Source organism: Shimia sp. R9_3 (assembly GCF_017743755.1).
Classification (GTDB): domain Bacteria; phylum Pseudomonadota; class Alphaproteobacteria; order Rhodobacterales; family Rhodobacteraceae; genus Shimia.
Genome location: NZ_JAGHRP010000004.1, coordinates 112,596 through 130,364, shown reverse-complemented (window position 1 = coordinate 130,364; position 17,769 = coordinate 112,596). Strand labels below are relative to the sequence as shown.

Genomic DNA, 17,769 nt, shown 5'->3' with positions numbered 1-17,769 from the left:
ATGGCTTTGGAGCGTAAACCTGACGCAGAAAAACTGCCGGTGTCGCAGCGGATCGACAACCGGATGAGCAACCCCAAGCGCCGCAAGATGACGCCGACGGAATGGGCGATCAAGGGCGAGTTGATCCTGAACTGCTCCTGCACCGTCTTCTGTCCTTGCGTGGTGTCGCTGGGCCAGCATCCGCCCACCGAAGGCGACTGTAAGGCCTGGATGGCGATTGCCATTGATGAGGGGCATTATGAGGGCGAAGACCTGAGCGGGCTTAATGTGGGCCTGATGGTCTATATCCCGGGCAAGATGGCCGAGGGTGACTGGCGTGTGGCGGCCTATGTGGATGAGCGCGCCAGCGGCAAGGCTTACAACGGTCTGTTGCAGATTTTCTCGGGTCAAGCGGGCGGCACCACGGGCCTCTTTACCATGCTGGTGAGCGACATCTTCTCCGCAGAGCGTGAAAAGGTCGACATCATTCGCGACGGCAAGAAGCGTGCGCTCTATGTGGGGCGCAAAATTCAGGGTGAGGTGGAGATGCTGGAGGGCGCAAGCCCGGATCATCCTGTGATGATTTCCAACTCCAAATACTGGATGGGGCCGGACATCATTGCTGCTGTGGGCACAAAATCCAAAGTGCGCGACTTTGGCCGGGTCTGGGACTTTGGCGGCAAATCTGCAGAGATCTGCCCAATTGACTGGAAAGGCCCGCGGTAATGATTTCGCCTGCGTACTGTCAGATGATGGCGCGTTATAATGCTTGGCAAAACAGTCAGTTGCGCAGTGTTTGCGACACGTTGAGCGATGCAGAGCTGCGCGAGGATCGCGGGGCATTTTTTGGCTCGATCATGGCGACGCTGAACCACATTCTGTGGGGCGATACCCTGTGGATCAGCCGTCTGGACGGGGGCGCAGGGCCCAAAGTGCCCGCCAAGCAGCATGCGGAGCTCTGTGCGACCTATGCGCTTTGGTCTGAGGAGCGCTTGGCCGTGGACCGGCGGATCGCAGCGTGGGCCGAGGCGCTGCGTGCGGAGGAACTGGAAGGTGATCTGAAATGGCACGCCCAAATGCTGAATGCGGATATGCAAAAACCGGTTGCGCAATGTGTGGTGCAGCTCTTTAACCACCAGACCCATCACCGTGGCCAGATCCATGCCATGCTGACCAGCATTGGACATGATCCCGGCGATACAGATGTGGCTTTGTTGCCGGAGGGCGCGACATGGCTTTGATTTCTCCATCCCGGCGCCTGCGCCGCACGCCGTTCTCTGACGGTGTCGAAGCGGCCGGTGTGAAAGCCTATACGGTTTACAACCGCATGCTTCTGCCGACGGTGTTCCGCTCGGTTGAGGAAGATTACCGTCACCTCAAGACTGCCGTACAAGTCTGGGATGTGGCTGTGGAGCGGCAGGTTGAGCTGCGCGGACCTGATGCCGGGCGCTTGATGCAGATGCTGACCCCACGCGATCTGCGCTCGATGCTGCCGGGGCAGTGTTTCTATGTGCCGATTGTCGATGAGACCGGCGGGATGCTGAATGATCCGGTGGCGGTGAAACTGGCCGAAGACCGCTGGTGGATTTCGATTGCCGACAGTGATTTGCTGTTCTGGGTCAAGGGCATTGCCTATGGTTATCGTCTGGACGTGCTGGTGGATGAGCCGGATGTGAGCCCTCTGGCGGTGCAAGGCCCAAAGGCCGAAGAGCTGATGGCGCGGGTGTTTGGCGACAAGATCCGCGACGTGAAATTCTTCCGCTTCGGTTGGTTTGATTTTCAGGGCCGCAATCTGGTGGTGGCGCGCTCGGGCTACTCCAAACAGGGCGGGTTTGAGATCTACGTGGAAGGCAGCGACATTGGCATGCCCCTGTGGAACGCCTTGATGGAGGCGGGCAAGGATCTGGATGTGCACGCGGGCTGTCCCAATCTGATTGAACGGATTGAGGGTGGATTGCTGAGCTATGGCAATGACATGACTGACGACAACACGCCCCATGAATGCGGGCTTGGGCGGTTCTGTAACACCAATACCGCGATTGGCTGTGTCGGGCGCGATGCATTGTTGCGGGTGGCACAGGAAGGGCCGGTGCGTCAGAACCGGCCGATTGAAATCCATGGGGAGGCCGTGCCGCCTTGTGACCGGCTCTGGCCGGTGATGGATGGAGATCAGCATGTGGGCAATGTGAGCAGTGCAGCCTGGTCGCCGGACTTTAACACCAATGTGGCCATCGGCATGGTGCGCATGACCCATTGGAATGGCGGTACCGAGCTGGATGTACTGACACCGGATGGGGTGCGTGCGGTCACGGTCTGGGAAGCTTTCTGGAGCTGACACCTGCGGCGGAGGTTGGATGTCTCCGGCGGGGATATTTTGAGAATGAGAAACCTGAAATGACATGCGCCTAGGGCGTTTGGCGCAACAGTTAGGAGAGATGAGATGTTTAAGGCATTGGTGATGACGCAGGGCGAGGATGGTCTTGCCAGCGGGGCCATTCAGGAGTTGGACGAGAGCCAGCTGCCCGAAGGAAATGTGACCGTTGCGGTAGAATATTCCACGGTGAACTACAAAGACGGGCTGTGCCTGTCCCCCAAAGGCGGCGGTCTGGTGCGCGCCTATCCACATGTGCCAGGCATCGATTTTGCCGGCACCGTGGAGAGCTCTGAGGATGAGCGTTACAAGCCGGGCGACAAGGTTGTGCTGACCGGCTGGCGCGTGGGTGAGGTCCATTGGGGCGGTTACGGCCAGAAAGCGCGCGTGAACGGCGATTGGCTGGTGCCGCTGCCGGAAGGGCTGAGCACCAAACAGGCCATGGCTGTGGGCACGGCGGGTTTTACCTCCATGCTGTCGGTGATGGCGCTTGAGGATCACGGTGTTACACCTGAGAAAGGCCCGGTTCTGGTGACCGGTGCGGCAGGGGGCGTCGGCTCTGTGGCTGTGGCGATCCTGGCCAACCTTGGCTATGAGGTTGCCGGTGTCACCGGGCGTCCGGAGACAGCGGACTATCTGAAGTCGCTGGGCGTGACCCAGATTGTGGCGCGTGAAGAGCTGAACGAGACCATCAAGCGCCCCATGGAAAGCGAGACCTGGGCGGGATGTATTGATGCCGTGGGCGGCGCCATGCTGGCCCGTGTGCTGGGTCAGGTGAAATACGGCGGCTCGGTTGCCGCTGTTGGTCTCGCGGGCGGCGCTGGTTTGCCTGCGACCGTGATCCCCTTCCTGCTGCGAGGTGTGAACCTCCTTGGTATCGACTCTGTGATGCGCCCCTATGAGGACCGCGTGCGGGCCTGGCAACGGATCGCCACAGATCTGCCGATGGAGAAGCTGGAAGCAATGGTGAAGCCAGCGAGCCTATCGGATCTGCCGCAACTGGGCGCCGATATTCTGAAAGGTCAGGTTCAGGGGCGTGTTGTGGTGGATGTGAACGCCTGACATACACTGAGCGTGAACGTTTTAAGGCATCCCTTCGGGGGTGCCTTTTCTTTTCTGAGGAGAATCACATTCATAAAAAGGAATGTATATGATTTCGATCAAAGGCGCGGAGATAGCTTTGTGGTGGTGTGACATCCAGAGATGTCTCCGCATTATCCCTTTGCGGGCATCTGTCTGATTTTTGGATGAAAGGATGCCATTGTGACCCGATTAAAAACACACCTTACGACCGCTGCCGCCACGCTTTGCCTTTGTGCTGGCTATACGACAGCGCAGGAGGCGCCAAAGCTCGTGACCATTCTGACCGAGGCCGCACCGCAGACGCAGTTGATGGCGATGGTGTTGACCCTTCAGGCGGCGCAAGAGGGGGCGGCTCCGCATGTGTTGCTGTGCGATGCGGGCGGTGACCTGGCGCTGAAAGATGCGCCGGAGAGCGCCACTGCCGGGCAACCCCCTATGGATGTGAGCCCGCAGGGGCTGATGCAGAAGATCATGACCATGCCCGGTGCAAAGGTTGAGGTCTGCGCGCTTTATCTGCCGGGATTGGGGCAGGGGCCGGAGATCCTTCTGGAAGGTGTGGGTGTCGCCAAACCCGGTGCCATGGCGCATGCGATGATGGCGGCAGATGCGCGTATGAGCTTCTGATCCGTCCACGCGGCTTTCTGTTCATCTCCCACGGCACGCACGATTGCAAATCGGCTTGCACTCGGGGGGTGGCAGAGGCACGTTGGCGGCCAACGAACACCACCACAGCGGAGCGGCGTGGCCATGTCTTATGACAGCGACAATATTTTTGCGAAAATCCTGCGGGGCGAAATCCCGAGCGAGAAACTCTATGAGGATGAAGACACCTATGTATTTATGGACATCATGCCGCGCGCGGATGGCCATTGTCTGGTGATACCCAAAACGCCGTGCCGCAATATGCTGGACGCAACACCCGAACAGCTCGCCGCCTGTCTGAAAACGGTGCAGAAGATGGGCCATGCGGTGATGAAGGCGTTTGAGGCGGATGGTGTGACCGTTCAGCAGTTCAATGAGGCTGCGGGCGGTCAGGAGGTGTTCCACCTGCATTATCATGTGTTGCCGCGCCATGAGGGCGTGGGCGTGCGCCCGCCGGGCACCATGGCCGATTTTGACGTGCTGAAGGCGCAGGCCGATAAGATACGGGCCACGCTGGCTTAATCTGTTTTGTCGGGGTGCATCCCCGCTTGACCTTCCCCCGCATCAAGGCTCTTCTCTGACGCAATCAAAAGTGGAGAGCCCTGATGCTTGATGTGGAGTTTGTACGCAGCCAGTTCCCGGCCTTTGGTGAGGATGCGCTGAAGGGTCAGGCGTTTTTTGAGAATGCCGGGGGCAGCTACACCTGCGCGCCAGTGATCGAGCGGCTCTCACGGTTTTATCGGGAACGTAAGGTGCAGCCCTATGCGCCTTACCGCGCCTCAGAGCTGGCGGGAGCGGAGATGGATGAGGCCCGTGCGCGCCTTGCCGCTGTGATGGGCGTGGACACCGACGAAGTGTCTTTTGGCCCGTCCAGCACGCAAAACACCTATGTTCTTGCGCAGGCCTTTCGCCAGTGGATGGACCCGGGCGATGCCATCATCGTCACCAACCAGGACCATGAGGCCAACAGCGGCCCCTGGCGGCGTCTGGCGGATGAGGGCATCGAGGTGCGCGAATGGCGCATTGATCCTGAAAGCGGGCATCTGGACCTTGAGGCGCTGTCCGCGCTGCTTGATGATCGCGTGCGGCTGGTGTGTTTTCCGCATTGCTCCAATGTGATTGGAGAGATCAATCCGGTGGCCGAGATCACGGCGCTTGCGCATGCGGCGGGGGCGTTTGTCTGTGTCGATGGCGTGAGCTATGCGCCTCACGGGTTGCCGGATGTGGGCGCGATGGGGCCTGATATCTACCTTTTCTCCAGCTACAAGACCTATGGTCCGCATCAGGGCATCATGGTGATCCGGCGCACGCTGGGGGAGCTGTTGCCCAATCAGGCGCATTACTTCAACGCGGGCACACTCTACAAACGGTTCACACCGGCAGGTCCGGACCACGCGCAGGTTGCGGCCTGTGCCGGAATGGTGGATTATTTTGAGGCGCTGGCCGCCCACCACGGAGTGATGGGCAGCACCGCAGCGGCCACGGGGTCAGCGGTGCATGATCTGATGAGAGATCATGAAATCAAGCTCTTAAAGCCGCTTCTTGATTTTGCCTCCACGCGCAATTCGGTGCGTCTTTTGGGGCCCAAAGATGCGAAAAACCGCGCGCCGACCGTTGCAATGGTTGCCCAAGCGCCCGGTGCTGCCCTGGCCGAACGGCTGGCGGCGCATGACATCATGGCGGGGGGCGGAGATTTCTACGCGGTGCGCGCGCTGAAGGGTATGAATGTGGATGTGACCCATGGCGTTTTGCGGGTCAGCTTCGTGCATTACACCTCTGAACAGGAGGTCTCACGGCTGATTGACGCGCTGGACGCGGTTTTGTGAAAATTCGTGTGATCCACTCTCTGTAAAATCCCGTAAACTCAGAAACATACGGGATAGGACAACCAGACTTGGCCCAGAACCAAAACTCCAAAGCCACCACTCTCTTTTGGTTCCGGCGCGATTTGCGGCTGTGCGACAACCCTGGCCTTGCGGCTGCGGCCGCACGCGGCGATGTGGTGCCTGTCTTTGTATATGACGACGCAGTCAAGCGACTGGGGGCAGCGTCAAAGCTGCGGCTTGAGATGTCGTTAAGGGCGCTGGCGCAGGATCTGGACGCGCACGGAATGCGGCTGATCCTGCGCCGTGGCGCGCCAGCGGACATACTCCGAGAGATCGCAGAGGAAACCGGCGCAGATGCGGTGCATTGGAGCCGGGCCCATGCGCCGGATTGGGTGGCGCGGGACACTGAGGTCAAAGCGACATTAAAGGCCGCAGGCCTTGATGCGCAAAGCTTTGCTGGCACGCTTTTGTTTGAGCCCTGGACGGTGGAGACCGGGCAGGGCATGCCCTATCGGGTTTATACGCCGTTCTGGAAGGCTGTGCGGGGGCGCTTTGTTGAGGCGCCGCTTGCGGCGCCAGAGCTGACAGCTCCTCAGGCTTGGCCTGAAAGCGACGATTTGGAAAACTGGGGTCTTTCGGCTGGCATGCGCCGCGGCGGCGCTGTGGTGGCGCAGTTTGTGAGCGCTGGCGAAGCTGCAGCTCAGGAAACTCTGGCGCGGTTTCTGGGAGAAAAAATCGCGGATTACAAAGAGGCGCGGGACCAGTTGGATCAGGCGGCGACCTCTGAGCTGTCTGATGCGCTGACCTTTGGGGAGATCAGCCCGGCGCAGATGTGGCACGGTGGCCAGCGAGCGCTTCAGAGTGGTGCGGCGGGTGCGGAGCATTTCCTCAAAGAGGTCGTCTGGCGTGAGTTTGCCTGGCATTTGCTGTGGCATTTTCCGCAGCTGCCGGAGGCGAACTGGCGCGAGAGCTGGGATCAGTTTGACTGGATCGAGGATCCGGAGCATCCGCATTTTCAGGCCTGGTGTCAGGGGCGCACAGGGGTGGTGGTGGTGGATGCCGCGATGCGCGAGCTCTACATCACCGGCAAGATGCACAACCGCGCGCGCATGATTGTGGCCAGCTATCTGACCAAACATCTGCGCATCCACTGGAAGCTTGGCCTGAAATGGTTTGAGGACTGTCTGGTGGATTGGGATCCGGCCTCCAACGCCATGGGCTGGCAATGGGTGGCTGGCTGCGGGCCGGATGCGGCGCCTTATTTTCGCATCTTCAATCCAGACACGCAGGCCGACAAATTTGACCCCGACCAGCGTTATCGCCGCCGCTGGCTGGCGCATGAGGCCGGTGCGGGCAGCGCGACTGCGCAGCTGTTTTTTGAGGCGATGCCGCTCAGTTGGCAGGCCGGTTTTGGCCGCCCGCAGATACAGCCGATTGTCAGCCTGCCAGAAGGGCGCGCACGGGCCTTGGCCGCCTATGAGGCTTTCAAAGCTTAATAATTTCTTGCCGCTAGGCGGTTTCTGCGCCTAGGATTCAGACCACGCTAAGAGGAGGGAGAAAGATGTTCCTGACTTCAACACAAGGTGAGACCAACTTGCCGCGCTATTTTTCCGCTGTTTTTGCGACAGCCCAAAAGATCAATCACGGGCGGATTGATTTTGTGATGGAGGATGGCCGTGTGTTCCGAGCCGAAGGTCCAAAGCCCGGTCCGGTCTGCGAGATGCATGTGCACAATGGCGATACATTTGGCCGTTTGATGCGCGAAGGCGAGCTCGGGTTCTCTGAGGCCTATCTGGAAGGTTGGTGGAGCACACCGGACTTGCAGGCGTTTTTTGATTTTCTGCGCGCGGATAATGACGCTCTTTATGATGGTTTTCCGGGGATGTTTTTTGTGCGCGCCTATGAACGTATGCGGCACTGGATGAACAACAATTCCAAGACGCAGGCCAAGAAGAACATCAGCTATCACTATGATTTGGGGAATGAATTTTACGGTCTGTGGCTGGATGACACGATGACCTACAGCTCGGCCCTGTTCAAAACCGGTCAAGAGAGCATGGAGGCGGCGCAAACCGCAAAATACGCCTCCATGGTGGATCAGATGGGCGTGAAGCCCGGCGATCATGTGCTGGAAATCGGCTGTGGCTGGGGCGGTTTTGCGGAATATGCCGCCAAGGAGCGCGGGCTGCGTGTGACAGGGCTGACCATTTCAGAAGAGCAGCTCAAATACGCGCAGGATCGCATTGAAAAGGCTGGTCTTTCTGACCTTGTGGACTTCAAGCTTCAGGATTATCGCGACGAGACCGCGCATTATGACGGGATTGCCAGCATCGAGATGTTTGAGGCCGTGGGCGAGAAATACTGGCCGGTCTATTTCCAAACCGTCCGGGATCGTCTGAAGCCCGGTGCCAAGGCCACGCTGCAGATTATCACGATCACCGAAAGCCGCTTTGAAGAGTATCGTAAAGGTGTTGATTTCATTCAGAAATACATCTTTCCGGGTGGCATGTTGCCAAGCCCGACCGCGCTTAAGGATGAGGTCAAGAAGGCCGGTCTACTGTTCACCGGGTCGATTGAGTTTGGCGAGAGCTACAGCCAGACCCTGCGGCGCTGGTATGACACGTTTAATGCGCAATGGGAGCGCATACAGCCCATGGGGTTTGATGAAAGGTTCCGCCGGATGTGGAATTTTTACCTAACCTCTTGTGCCGCGGCGTTTCACAGTGGAAGTTGTGACGTAACGCAAATCACAATATCCAAACCGGGCGCATGATCTCATCCAACAAACTGATTGCTGCCATCTCACTCGCCGTGGTCGGCGGGTTTGTGGCGGAATTCGCCAAGCCGCAAATGCCGGAAGGCTCAAACCCCGGCTATATGACGCTGATCTCCGCAGCTGTGGGGCTTTGTGTTGGCTGGCGCATTATGGGGCCGCGCGCCGGGCGCAGCGGCTCCTTCGGTTTGGGGATGCTTGGTGTGGTGTCCTTGGTTTTCTGGGGATTGGCGGTGTTTGGCACCATCGAGATGCTGAGACTTGCCATGCGCCGACGGTTTGACGAACCGGTTGAGGCGCTTGAGATGATTGTGACCATCGCGTTGAAATATGGGCAATATCTCGCAGCGACGCCGGTCTATATCACCCTTGCGGTTGGCATTGTGATCAGCGGATATGTCACCAACTTTGCTTATCGCCGCTGGGGTTGATTTATGAAAAATCTGTTTGTTTATGGCACGTTGCGACACGTGCCTTTGCTTGAGGCTGTGCTTGGGAAAACCGCCGAAGCCCTGAAGCTGGCGCCAGCGCGCTTGAAGGGTCACGCGGTTTACGCGGTGCAGGGGCAGGATTTTCCGATCATCAAGGATGCACCGGGAGAGGTTGCCGAGGGGCTTTGGATCGGCGCACTTACCGAGGCGGATGTGGCGCGCCTGGAGTTCTATGAAGGCGGCTTTGATTATGATCTTGAGCCGGTCACTGTGGATCTGGAGGGAACGGCCCAGACCACGGAGGTGTTCAAAAGCGAGGACGCGGGTTGGGTGCCGGATGGGCCTTGGTCACTCAGCGCGTGGCAGGAACGATATGGTGTGGCGGCAGTATTCGGTGCCATCGAGGAGATGAGTTATTTCGGCGCGCGCAGCCGCGAGGACGTGGACCGGATGCTGCCGATGATCCGGGCGCGGGCGACATCCAAAGCGCAGGCGCAAGCGCGCAATCTCGCCGTCAGCCCAAGCGGCATGACCCGCGATGACGTCAGCGATGTGACGCTGAACCGCCCCTATGCAAAGTATTTCACGCTGGAGGAGCTGACGCTGAGCTTTCGCCGCTATGACGGTGCGCAAAGCGAAATGGTGGAGCGAGCGGTATTTGTGGCGACTGACGCGGTGATCGTGCTGCCGTATGATCCGGTGCGTGACCGCGTGATGCTGATTGAGCAGTTCCGTCCCGGCCCATATGTGCGTGGCGATGCGCTGCCTTGGCAGTTGGAGCCGATTGCCGGGCGCATTGATGCCGGAGAAACAGCGGAGAACACCGCACGTCGGGAGGCGGAAGAAGAGGCGGGACTGACGCTGGGCGCGCTGCATGAGGTGGCCAATTGCTATGCTTCGCCGGGCTGTACGACCGAATTTTACAACATATTTGTCGGGCTTGCGGATCTGCCGGATGACGTGATCGGCGTCTCTGGTCTGGATCAGGAGGCAGAGGATATCCGCTCGTATCTGTTCAGCTATGACAGGCTGATGGAGATGGTGGATCAGATGCAGGCGGTGAATGCGCCGCTGGTGCTGGCGGCGCTGTGGTTGGCACGCCATCGTGATCGTCTGCGCAGGACCGCTTGAGTTCCGGCGCGCCCTTGCCTACACAGGTTTTCAAACATCCATAAAAGGACCGCGCAACATGCATATTGCCCGTGATCTTGCCCAAGCGATCGGCAACACCCCTTTGATCCGTCTCAACAAAGTGAGCGAGGCGACCGGCTGTGAGATTTACGGCAAGGCGGAATTCATGAACCCTGGCCAGTCGGTGAAAGACCGTGCGGCGCTTTACATCATCAAAGATGCGCTTGAGCGCGGTGAGCTGAAGCCCGGTGGCACCATTGTGGAAGGCACCGCCGGCAACACCGGGATCGGTCTTGCGCTGGTGGGCGCCTCCATGGGGTTCAAGACCGTGATTGTGATCCCTGAGACGCAATCTCAGGAAAAGAAAGATATGCTGCGCCTTGCGGGTGCGGAGTTGGTGCAGGTGCCCGCCGCGCCTTACCGCAACCCCAACAACTATGTGCGCTACTCTGGCCGTCTGGCCGCAGAGCTGGCCAAGACCGAGCCAAACGGCGCGATCTGGGCGAACCAGTTTGACAATGTCGCCAACCGTCGCGCCCACGTGGAAACCACCGGCCCCGAAGTTTGGGAACAGACCGGCGGCAAAGTGGACGGCTTTATCTGTGCGGTCGGCTCCGGCGGCACGCTGGCCGGTGTGGCCGAAGCCATTCAGGGCAAAGGCGTGAAAATCGGTCTGGCCGACCCAATGGGCGCGGCGCTGCACAGCTTCTACACCACAGGTGAGCTGAAATCCGAAGGTGGCTCGATCACCGAAGGCATCGGTCAGGGCCGGATCACAGCCAACCTTGAGGGCTTCACCCCGGACATGAGCTATCAGATTTCTGATGAAGAGGCGCTGCCGTATGTCTTTGATCTGCTGCAGGACGAAGGCCTGTGCCTTGGCGGCTCCTCCGGTGTGAACATCGCCGGTGCGGTGCGCATGGCGAAAGAAATGGGCCCGGGCCACACCATTGTGACCATCCTCTGTGACTATGGCACACGCTATCAGTCAAAACTCTTCAACCCGGCGTTCTTGAAGGAAAAAGGCCTGCCGACCCCGGAATGGCTGGGCAACAAAGGCCCATCCAGCATTCCGGGCGTGTTTGAAGACGTCTAAGGGCAACTGACGATGCGCGCTTTCGCCCGGACCCTGCTAGCGGCAACCCTGTGTTTGGTTGTCTGGATGACGGCGGTCTGGGCGCAAAGCGCCAGCGGGCCAGATGCCGGGCCAAACTACGAGGATTGGCGCTCCGTCGCGGCCCGTGCCGAATTGGCCATTGAAAACAATCGCGCCTCTGAAGGTGCGATGACCGAGCTGCGCAAACAGTTGGTGGACTGGCGCCGACAGTTTGCCGCCGACAGTTCGCGCAGCAGCGTGTCTTCTCAGACCTTGGAGGCACAGCTGAACCGTCTGGGGCCGGTGCCTGAGGGCGGTGAAGCCGCAGATGTGGCCGCCGAGCGGCAGCGATTGGAAACCCAGCTTTCTGAGGCGCAGGCCCCCATCCGGCAAGCAGTGCTCGCTCAAGCGGAGGCCAATGAGCTGATCCGTGCGATAGATGCTTTGCTGCGGGACCGGCAGACAGATCTGCTTCTGGAGCCGGGGCCAATCCCGTTGATCCCCTCGCTTTGGCCTGCGGCCTTTGTTGAAGTGGGCAAGACCATCCGCCTGCTGACGCTGGAGTTTGAGGGCAACTGGAAGCAGCAACGCCTGCGCCATGAGCTGCGCAAGTCATTGCCGCTGATGCTGTTCTATCTGGCGATTGGCGCCTTGCTGGTGACGCGCGGTATGCGCTGGACCGATGCGGCCCTGAGCCGGATTGTTTCTCAAAGCGAGCATATGTCGGCGCTGCGCTGGATCTCGGTCTTTTTGCTGTCCTTTGGTCAAGTGCTGTTGCCGATGCTGGGCGCGGTGGCTTTGGCAGAGGCGGTTTATGCCACTGATCTGGCGGGGCTGCGTGGTGGCGTTATCCTGTCACTGCTGCCGCAGATGACCTTTGAGCTGTTGGTGGCAAAATGGCTTGGAGAGCGCTTTTTCTCGCGCCATGAGCGTCCTTTGATGCCGGTCAATCTGACGGAGAAGGACAAACGTCGCGGACGCCGGGCGGCGACAGTGCTGGGCGCGTTGCTGGCTTTGGCGACGCTCACCGGCGAAATGTCTCGCTTTGAAAGCTGGGATCGTGGCACAGAGTCGGTGGTGTTCTTTGTGCTCTGCGTTCTGGCGGCTGTCTGCCTCGTGCAGATCGCTTTGCTGGGCAAGAAGCATGCCCATAGCCTGACCGATGAAACCTCGCTGAGCCGCTCGGCGCTTGAGCAGATGCTGCGCATTCTGGCGGTTTTTGCCATGGGCGCTGCGGTTGTCGGGATTGCGGTGTCGCTGGCTGGTCTGGTGCGCGGCGGCAGCTTCCTGATTTTCTCCACCGCCAAGACCATGTTGTTGGTGGGCTTCTTGCTGGTTTCCCAACGGGTGATCCAGAAGGTCTACGCCGCGCTCGAAGGGCGTGATGACGATGAAAGTTCGCTGGCGGCGGTGATCACGGGCATCGCCATGGTGATTGCCGCGCTGCCGATACTGGCGCTGACCTGGGGCGTGCGCACAGCAGACCTTCAGGAGCTGTGGACCCAGTGGAACAACGGGCTGAGCTTCAGCGGGCTGACCCTGTCACCGCGGGTGATCCTGATCCTGATTGTCGTGTTTGTGATCGGTCACGGCATCACACGTTTGATGCAGAGCTTCCTGCGCGACAACATCCTGCCCAAGACGCGCGTGGATGTGGGTGGGCAGACAGCGATTGTGTCGGGTGCAGGCTACATTGGTAATTTCATCGCCATTCTGGTGGCCCTGTCGATTGCCGGCATCAACCTGAGCAATGTGGCGCTGTTTGCCGGGGCGCTGTCTGTTGGGATCGGCTTTGGTCTGCAGACCATCGTGTCCAACTTTGTGAGCGGGATCATCCTGCTGATTGAGCGCCCGGTGAGCGAGGGCGACTGGATCGAGGTCGGCGGCCAGATGGGCTATGTGCGCGATATTTCGGTGCGCTCCACGCGGATTGAGACCTTTGACCGCACAGATGTGGTGGTGCCGAACTCCGACCTGATCTCTGGCACGGTGACCAATTACACGCGCGGTAACACGGTTGGGCGTGTGATTGTACCGGTGGGCGTGGCCTATGGCACAGACACGCGGCGGGTTGAGAAGATCCTGATGGAAATCGCGGAAGGCCATCCGATGGTGCTGGCCAATCCGGGGCCAGCGGTGGTGTTTCAGGGCTTTGGCGCGGATGCGCTGGACTTTGAAATCCGCGCCATTCTGCGGGATGTGAACTGGATGCTGACCGTGAAAAGCGATCTCAACCACGCGATAGCGGAGCGGTTTGTTGCGGAAGGCATCGAGATACCCTTTGCGCAGCGCGATATCTGGTTGCGCAATCCGGAAGCTTTGCGCAGTGCACCTGCTGCGGCGCCGAAGCCTGTGGATGCGGAGGACAGAGCGCCAGTTGCGCCCGCCAAGAGCAAGCTAACGCCGCCTGACGCGGAGGATATGGGCGGTGACGGGACCGCTGAGGGGGAGCCTGACGGGGAGGGGCGATGACAGACTTGTTGTTTTTGAAAGATGCGTATCTGAAGGAAGCACCGGCAAAGGTGATCGGACACACGCCGGAAGGCGGCATCCTGCTGGATGAGACGCTGTTTTATGCAACCAGCGGTGGGCAACCCGGCGACAGTGGCGAGCTGCGCTGGGACGGTAAGACGTTGAAAATCGCCACGGCCGTCAAGGTGCCGGATGGCGGCATTGCGCTGGTGCCTTCGGAACCGGAGGAGCTGCCACCCGTCGGGGCGCAGCTGATGCAGGTGTTGGATTGGCCCCGTCGTCACCGCCACATGCGTGTGCACACGGCGCTGCATCTGTTGTCTGTGGTGATCCCGCTGCCGGTGACCGGTGGGTCGATTGGCACCGAGAAAGGCCGGCTAGATTTTGATATGCCGGAGGCGCCGGAGGACAAAGAGGCCTTATCGGATGCTCTTAACGCGCTGATCTCTCAGGACTTTGCGATTTCAGAGACCTGGATCACGGATGAAGAGCTGGAAGCCAATCCGGGGCTTGTGAAGACTATGTCTGTTGCGCCCCCTAAAGGCGCCGGTCGTGTGCGGCTGGTGCGGATCGGCTCTGACACGGAACAGGTGGATTTGCAGCCCTGTGGTGGGACACATGTGGCGAGTACCGGTGAGATTGGGCGCGTGCGGATCGGCAAGATCGAGAAAAAAGGGCGTCAGAACCGCCGCGTTTATCTTCATCTTGAAGGGTAAAGTCGCAGCGAGGCTCAAGGGCAATATCTATGCGCGAGCTGTGTTCTTTAGTGCATTGAATTCACGGTAAAAAACGAAAAAAGGCGAGGTGCCATGACCAAATAGACCTCGCCTTTTTCGTGACCAGTGGAGGGTTCTCCAGAGGTCTTAACTGTCAGTCACCACAAGCCGCAGGTGGGCGTGTTTGGTGGGGGCCAGAGTTGTCTGCACAGGTGTCTTGGGCGCTTTGGCGCTTTGCGCGGCAGGATCAAACTGAGGCATGGAAATCTTCTGCGGGCGCAGGATAGTCGCGACCGGCTCAGAGCTGTTCTCGCTTGCGGCTTCGATGCGGCGCAGGAAGCTGCCTTCCAGATCAAAGCGTTCCGGGCTGCGGCCAACGTCGCCATCGATGGTGATTGCGCCGAGGATACGGTTCACCTCACCGGAGTCGCTGCGCAGGGGCAGGAGCATCATTTCGCCCTGCAGACCGGTACGGCCAAAGCTGCGGCGGGAGGTAAGTTCCAAACGGCCTACGGCGGGTGCGGAGAACACTTTTTCCAGCACTTCGCCAAAGCCCTCGCGGGAGTCGCCGTTGATCAGGGCAGACATTGGCATGCCGCGCATGTCCATGCCCATCACGTCAGAAAGGGTGTTGCAGGAGACGCGCAGACGGGCGAGACCCGGTGCAATGCGTTCCAGAATGAAAGCGTGCTTCAGGAGTTTCTGGATACGGCGCGGATCAACATCGCTGCGGTATGGAATGGAGTCGCCATCACGGAGACCTTCCCAGTAGGCTTTCACCTCCTGCATCACCTCGATGCTGTGCACTTTGGCGGCACCAGATTTTCCGTCTCCAAAAATTCTCACAACTCTCTCCCCGAATACCTATGGCGTTAGTCGTTACTCGTACGCAGAAGCTTTCGTTCTTTCTTGATTATCTGTCGGAACGGAAAGCGTTTACAACTCGTAAAACACTTATCTCACATTTTATTTGTTTTGCGCCCAAAATAGTCAAAATTGGTTAACGCATCGGCGCGTTAACATTGCTCTTCAGCTCAGAATAGATTTAGGTGCAGCAATAGCTTAGCGGCAGGAGGATCTGATGCTGGAGTCAATGACAGGATATGCGTCCCATAAGGGAGACGCGCTGGGACACAGCTGGACGTGGGATCTGCGCAGTGTGAATGCCAAAGGGTTGGACCTGCGTTTGCGGGTGCCTGACTGGATTGAAGGTTTGGAGCCAGCGGTGCGCGGCGCTTTGTCCAAGGCGCTAGCGCGCGGGAGCGTGAACCTGTCGCTGCGTGTTCAGAAAGATGAAGAGCAGGGTGGACTGTCGGTGAATGCCGGACAGCTGGCCGCCGTGTTGAGTGCGATCAAGACGGCAGAGGCACAGGCGGCAGAGGCCGGTGTGAAACTCGCACCGTCAAAGGCCAGCGATGTGCTGGGCATCCGGGGCGTGTTGGAAACCACTTCTGAGGAGACCGACACCAAAGCGCTGTTGCAGGCGCTGATGGCGGAGGTGCCTGCGCTGCTTGAGAGTTTTAAGGCGATGCGCCAACAGGAAGGGCAGGCGCTTCAGACCGTGTTGATGGATCACCTCAGCCAGATTGAAACACTGACCGCGCAGGCGGCGGAGGCGGCAGAGGCGCGGCGGGCGGAAAGTGCGGACACCCTGCGCAGCAATCTGGCGCGGGTTCTTGAGAACAGTGACGGGGCGGATGAAGCCCGAGTGGCACAAGAGCTGGCGATGCTGGCGGTGAAATCCGACGTTATGGAAGAGCTGGACCGGCTGCGTGCCCATGTTGAGGCCGCGCGTGGGCTGATCGAAACCGGCAGCCCGATTGGCCGCAAACTCGATTTTCTGATGCAGGAATTCAACCGTGAGGCCAATACGCTCTGTTCCAAGGCGCAATCGGTGGATTTGACGCGGATTGGGCTGGACCTCAAAGCCGTGATAGATCAGATGCGGGAACAGGTTCAAAACGTGGAATGAGACTATGAGCAACAGACGCGGCCTTCTGATCATTTTGTCGAGCCCCTCCGGCGCAGGGAAATCAACGCTGGCGCGGCGCCTGATGGCCTGGGATCCGGGGCTGAAGTTTTCGGTTTCTGCCACCACACGTGCGCCACGCCCCGGCGAAGAGCACGGGCGCGAATACTTCTTCATGAAAGAAGATGCGTTCAAAGCGCAGGTGGCGGAAGGCCAGATGCTGGAGCACGCTCACGTCTTCGGGAATTTCTACGGCTCCCCAGCGGGCCCTGTGAAAGAGACCATCGATTCCGGTCAAGACGTACTGTTTGACGTCGATTGGCAGGGCGAGATCCAGATCCGCAATTCGGATCTCGGCAAACACGCGCTGTCGATCTTTATCCTGCCACCCAGCATTGTCGAGCTGCGCCGCCGTCTGGAAACCCGCGCGCAGGACAGTGAGGATGTGATCGCCAAACGTATGCTCAAGAGCTGGGACGAGATCAGCCACTGGGGCTATTATGACTATGTGCTGGTCAATGATGATCTGGATGAGACTGAAGCGCGCTTGAAAACCATTGTCGAGGCCGAGCGGATGCGTCGGATTCAGCAGCCGGAGCTTCAGGATCATGTGCGCCAATTGCAGATGCAGTTTGAGGAGATGTCCTGATGGCGATTTACGAGCTGGATGGGGTGCAGCCGCAGCAGGACGAGAACAGCTGGTGCGCGCCGGATGCCAATCTGATCGGTAATGTGGTGTTGGAGGCTGGTGCCTCGGTCTGGTTTGGCAGCACGTTGCGCGGTGACAATGAAGAAATTCGCATTGGCGCTGGCTCTAATGTGCAGGAAAACTGTGTGCTGCACACGGATATGGGCTTTCCGCTTTCGATCGGCGCGGGTTGTACGATTGGCCATAAGGTGATGCTGCATGGCTGCACCATCGGCGAGAACAGCCTGATCGGCATGGGTGCAATCGTTCTGAATGGCGCAAAGATCGGCAAAAACTGCCTGATCGGGGCAGGGGCGTTGATCCCGGAAGGCAAAGAAATCCCGGATGGCAGCCTTGTGATGGGCACGCCAGGCAAGGTGGTGCGCGCGTTGGATGAGGCGGCGATTGCCAAGCTGCGGCTGTCGGCGCTGCATTATCAGGAGAACTTCCTGCGCTACAAAACCGGGCTGCGCGAAATCTGACGCGTGGGTGGTGAAATATGACAAAGCTGGCTTTGCTGGCCGGGTTTGTCATATCTCTGTTACAAATCTGCGGTTTGAGCCTTGCAAGTGCGCCATGCCGGATTGGCGCG

Annotated in this window: 18 protein-coding genes; 17 read left to right on the top strand and 1 reads right to left on the bottom strand. The window is 59.2% G+C overall.

Going from position 1 to position 17,769, the window contains the following annotated elements; all coding sequences use genetic code 11:
• The 14 genes from J7412_RS12000 to J7412_RS11935 all read left to right on the top strand — a co-directional run bounded on the left by J7412_RS12000 (position 1) and on the right by J7412_RS11935 (position 14,520).
• Positions 1–705 carry a DUF1326 domain-containing protein gene (locus J7412_RS12000; protein WP_209078869.1) on the top strand — a complete coding sequence of 235 codons (705 nt, stop codon included), beginning with the start codon at positions 1–3 and terminating at the stop codon, positions 703–705.
• Complete coding sequence (locus tag J7412_RS11995) at positions 705–1,220, top strand: DinB family protein (RefSeq protein WP_209078868.1); 516 nt, start codon at positions 705–707, stop codon at positions 1,218–1,220. The genes J7412_RS12000 and J7412_RS11995 overlap by 1 nt, the downstream gene beginning before the upstream one ends.
• Positions 1,211–2,314, top strand: a complete 1,104-nt coding sequence (locus tag J7412_RS11990; RefSeq protein WP_209078867.1) for a dimethylsulfoniopropionate demethylase — start codon at positions 1,211–1,213, stop codon at positions 2,312–2,314. Before J7412_RS11995 ends, J7412_RS11990 begins: the two co-directional genes overlap by 10 nt.
• 105 nt (positions 2,315–2,419) lie before the next feature.
• Positions 2,420–3,412 (top strand): acryloyl-CoA reductase, encoded by a 993-nt coding sequence (gene acuI, locus J7412_RS11985; protein ID WP_209078866.1) that lies wholly within the window; start codon positions 2,420–2,422, stop codon positions 3,410–3,412.
• A gap of 201 nt (positions 3,413–3,613) precedes the next feature.
• Positions 3,614–4,057, top strand: coding sequence for a hypothetical protein (locus tag J7412_RS11980; RefSeq protein ID WP_209078865.1), 444 nt, complete (start codon positions 3,614–3,616; stop codon positions 4,055–4,057).
• Between the two features lie 123 nt (positions 4,058–4,180).
• Positions 4,181–4,597 carry an HIT family protein gene (locus J7412_RS11975; protein ID WP_209078864.1) on the top strand — a complete coding sequence of 139 codons (417 nt, stop codon included), beginning with the start codon at positions 4,181–4,183 and terminating at the stop codon, positions 4,595–4,597.
• Positions 4,598–4,677: 80 nt separating this feature from the next.
• The gene (locus J7412_RS11970; protein WP_209079109.1) at positions 4,678–5,901 is read left to right on the top strand and encodes an aminotransferase class V-fold PLP-dependent enzyme; all 1,224 of its coding nucleotides are present in this window, start codon (positions 4,678–4,680) and stop codon (positions 5,899–5,901) included.
• 68 nt (positions 5,902–5,969) lie between these two features.
• The gene (locus J7412_RS11965) at positions 5,970–7,397 is read left to right on the top strand and encodes a deoxyribodipyrimidine photo-lyase (protein WP_209078863.1); all 1,428 of its coding nucleotides are present in this window, start codon (positions 5,970–5,972) and stop codon (positions 7,395–7,397) included.
• 65 nt (positions 7,398–7,462) lie between these two features.
• Positions 7,463–8,674, top strand: coding sequence for a cyclopropane-fatty-acyl-phospholipid synthase family protein (locus J7412_RS11960; protein ID WP_209062671.1), 1,212 nt, complete (start codon positions 7,463–7,465; stop codon positions 8,672–8,674).
• Complete coding sequence (locus tag J7412_RS11955) at positions 8,671–9,105, top strand: TrgA family protein (protein WP_209078862.1); 435 nt, start codon at positions 8,671–8,673, stop codon at positions 9,103–9,105. The genes J7412_RS11960 and J7412_RS11955 overlap by 4 nt, the downstream gene beginning before the upstream one ends.
• Positions 9,106–9,108: 3 nt before the next feature.
• Entirely contained in the window at positions 9,109–10,236 is a 1,128-nt protein-coding gene (locus tag J7412_RS11950) for a gamma-glutamylcyclotransferase (RefSeq protein WP_209078861.1), read from the top strand.
• Between the two features lie 58 nt (positions 10,237–10,294).
• Positions 10,295–11,332: a cysteine synthase A gene (locus tag J7412_RS11945; RefSeq protein ID WP_209078860.1), complete on the top strand. Its 1,038-nt coding sequence runs from the start codon at positions 10,295–10,297 to the stop codon at positions 11,330–11,332.
• A 12-nt stretch (positions 11,333–11,344) separates the two neighbouring features.
• Positions 11,345–13,804: a DUF3772 domain-containing protein gene (locus J7412_RS11940; RefSeq protein ID WP_209078859.1), complete on the top strand. Its 2,460-nt coding sequence runs from the start codon at positions 11,345–11,347 to the stop codon at positions 13,802–13,804.
• Positions 13,801–14,520 carry an alanyl-tRNA editing protein gene (locus tag J7412_RS11935; protein ID WP_209078858.1) on the top strand — a complete coding sequence of 240 codons (720 nt, stop codon included), beginning with the start codon at positions 13,801–13,803 and terminating at the stop codon, positions 14,518–14,520. Before J7412_RS11940 ends, J7412_RS11935 begins: the two co-directional genes overlap by 4 nt.
• Before the next feature lie 147 nt (positions 14,521–14,667).
• Here J7412_RS11935 and J7412_RS11930 read toward each other — a convergent pair whose 3' ends face one another.
• Positions 14,668–15,366 carry a PAS domain-containing protein gene (locus J7412_RS11930; protein ID WP_209078857.1) on the bottom strand — a complete coding sequence of 233 codons (699 nt, stop codon included), beginning with the start codon at positions 15,364–15,366 and terminating at the stop codon, positions 14,668–14,670.
• A 235-nt stretch (positions 15,367–15,601) separates the two neighbouring features.
• Between J7412_RS11930 and J7412_RS11925 the strand changes: the two genes are divergently transcribed.
• Genes J7412_RS11925 through J7412_RS11915 form a run of 3 tightly spaced genes read left to right on the top strand, consistent with a single transcriptional unit; the run spans position 15,602 to position 17,659 of the window.
• Positions 15,602–16,492, top strand: coding sequence for a YicC/YloC family endoribonuclease (locus tag J7412_RS11925; protein ID WP_247743905.1), 891 nt, complete (start codon positions 15,602–15,604; stop codon positions 16,490–16,492).
• A 4-nt stretch (positions 16,493–16,496) separates the two neighbouring features.
• Entirely contained in the window at positions 16,497–17,138 is a 642-nt protein-coding gene (gene gmk / locus J7412_RS11920; protein WP_209062693.1) for a guanylate kinase, read from the top strand.
• Complete coding sequence (locus J7412_RS11915) at positions 17,138–17,659, top strand: gamma carbonic anhydrase family protein (RefSeq protein WP_209078856.1); 522 nt, start codon at positions 17,138–17,140, stop codon at positions 17,657–17,659. Before gmk ends, J7412_RS11915 begins: the two co-directional genes overlap by 1 nt.
• Positions 17,660–17,769 lie beyond the last annotated feature (110 nt).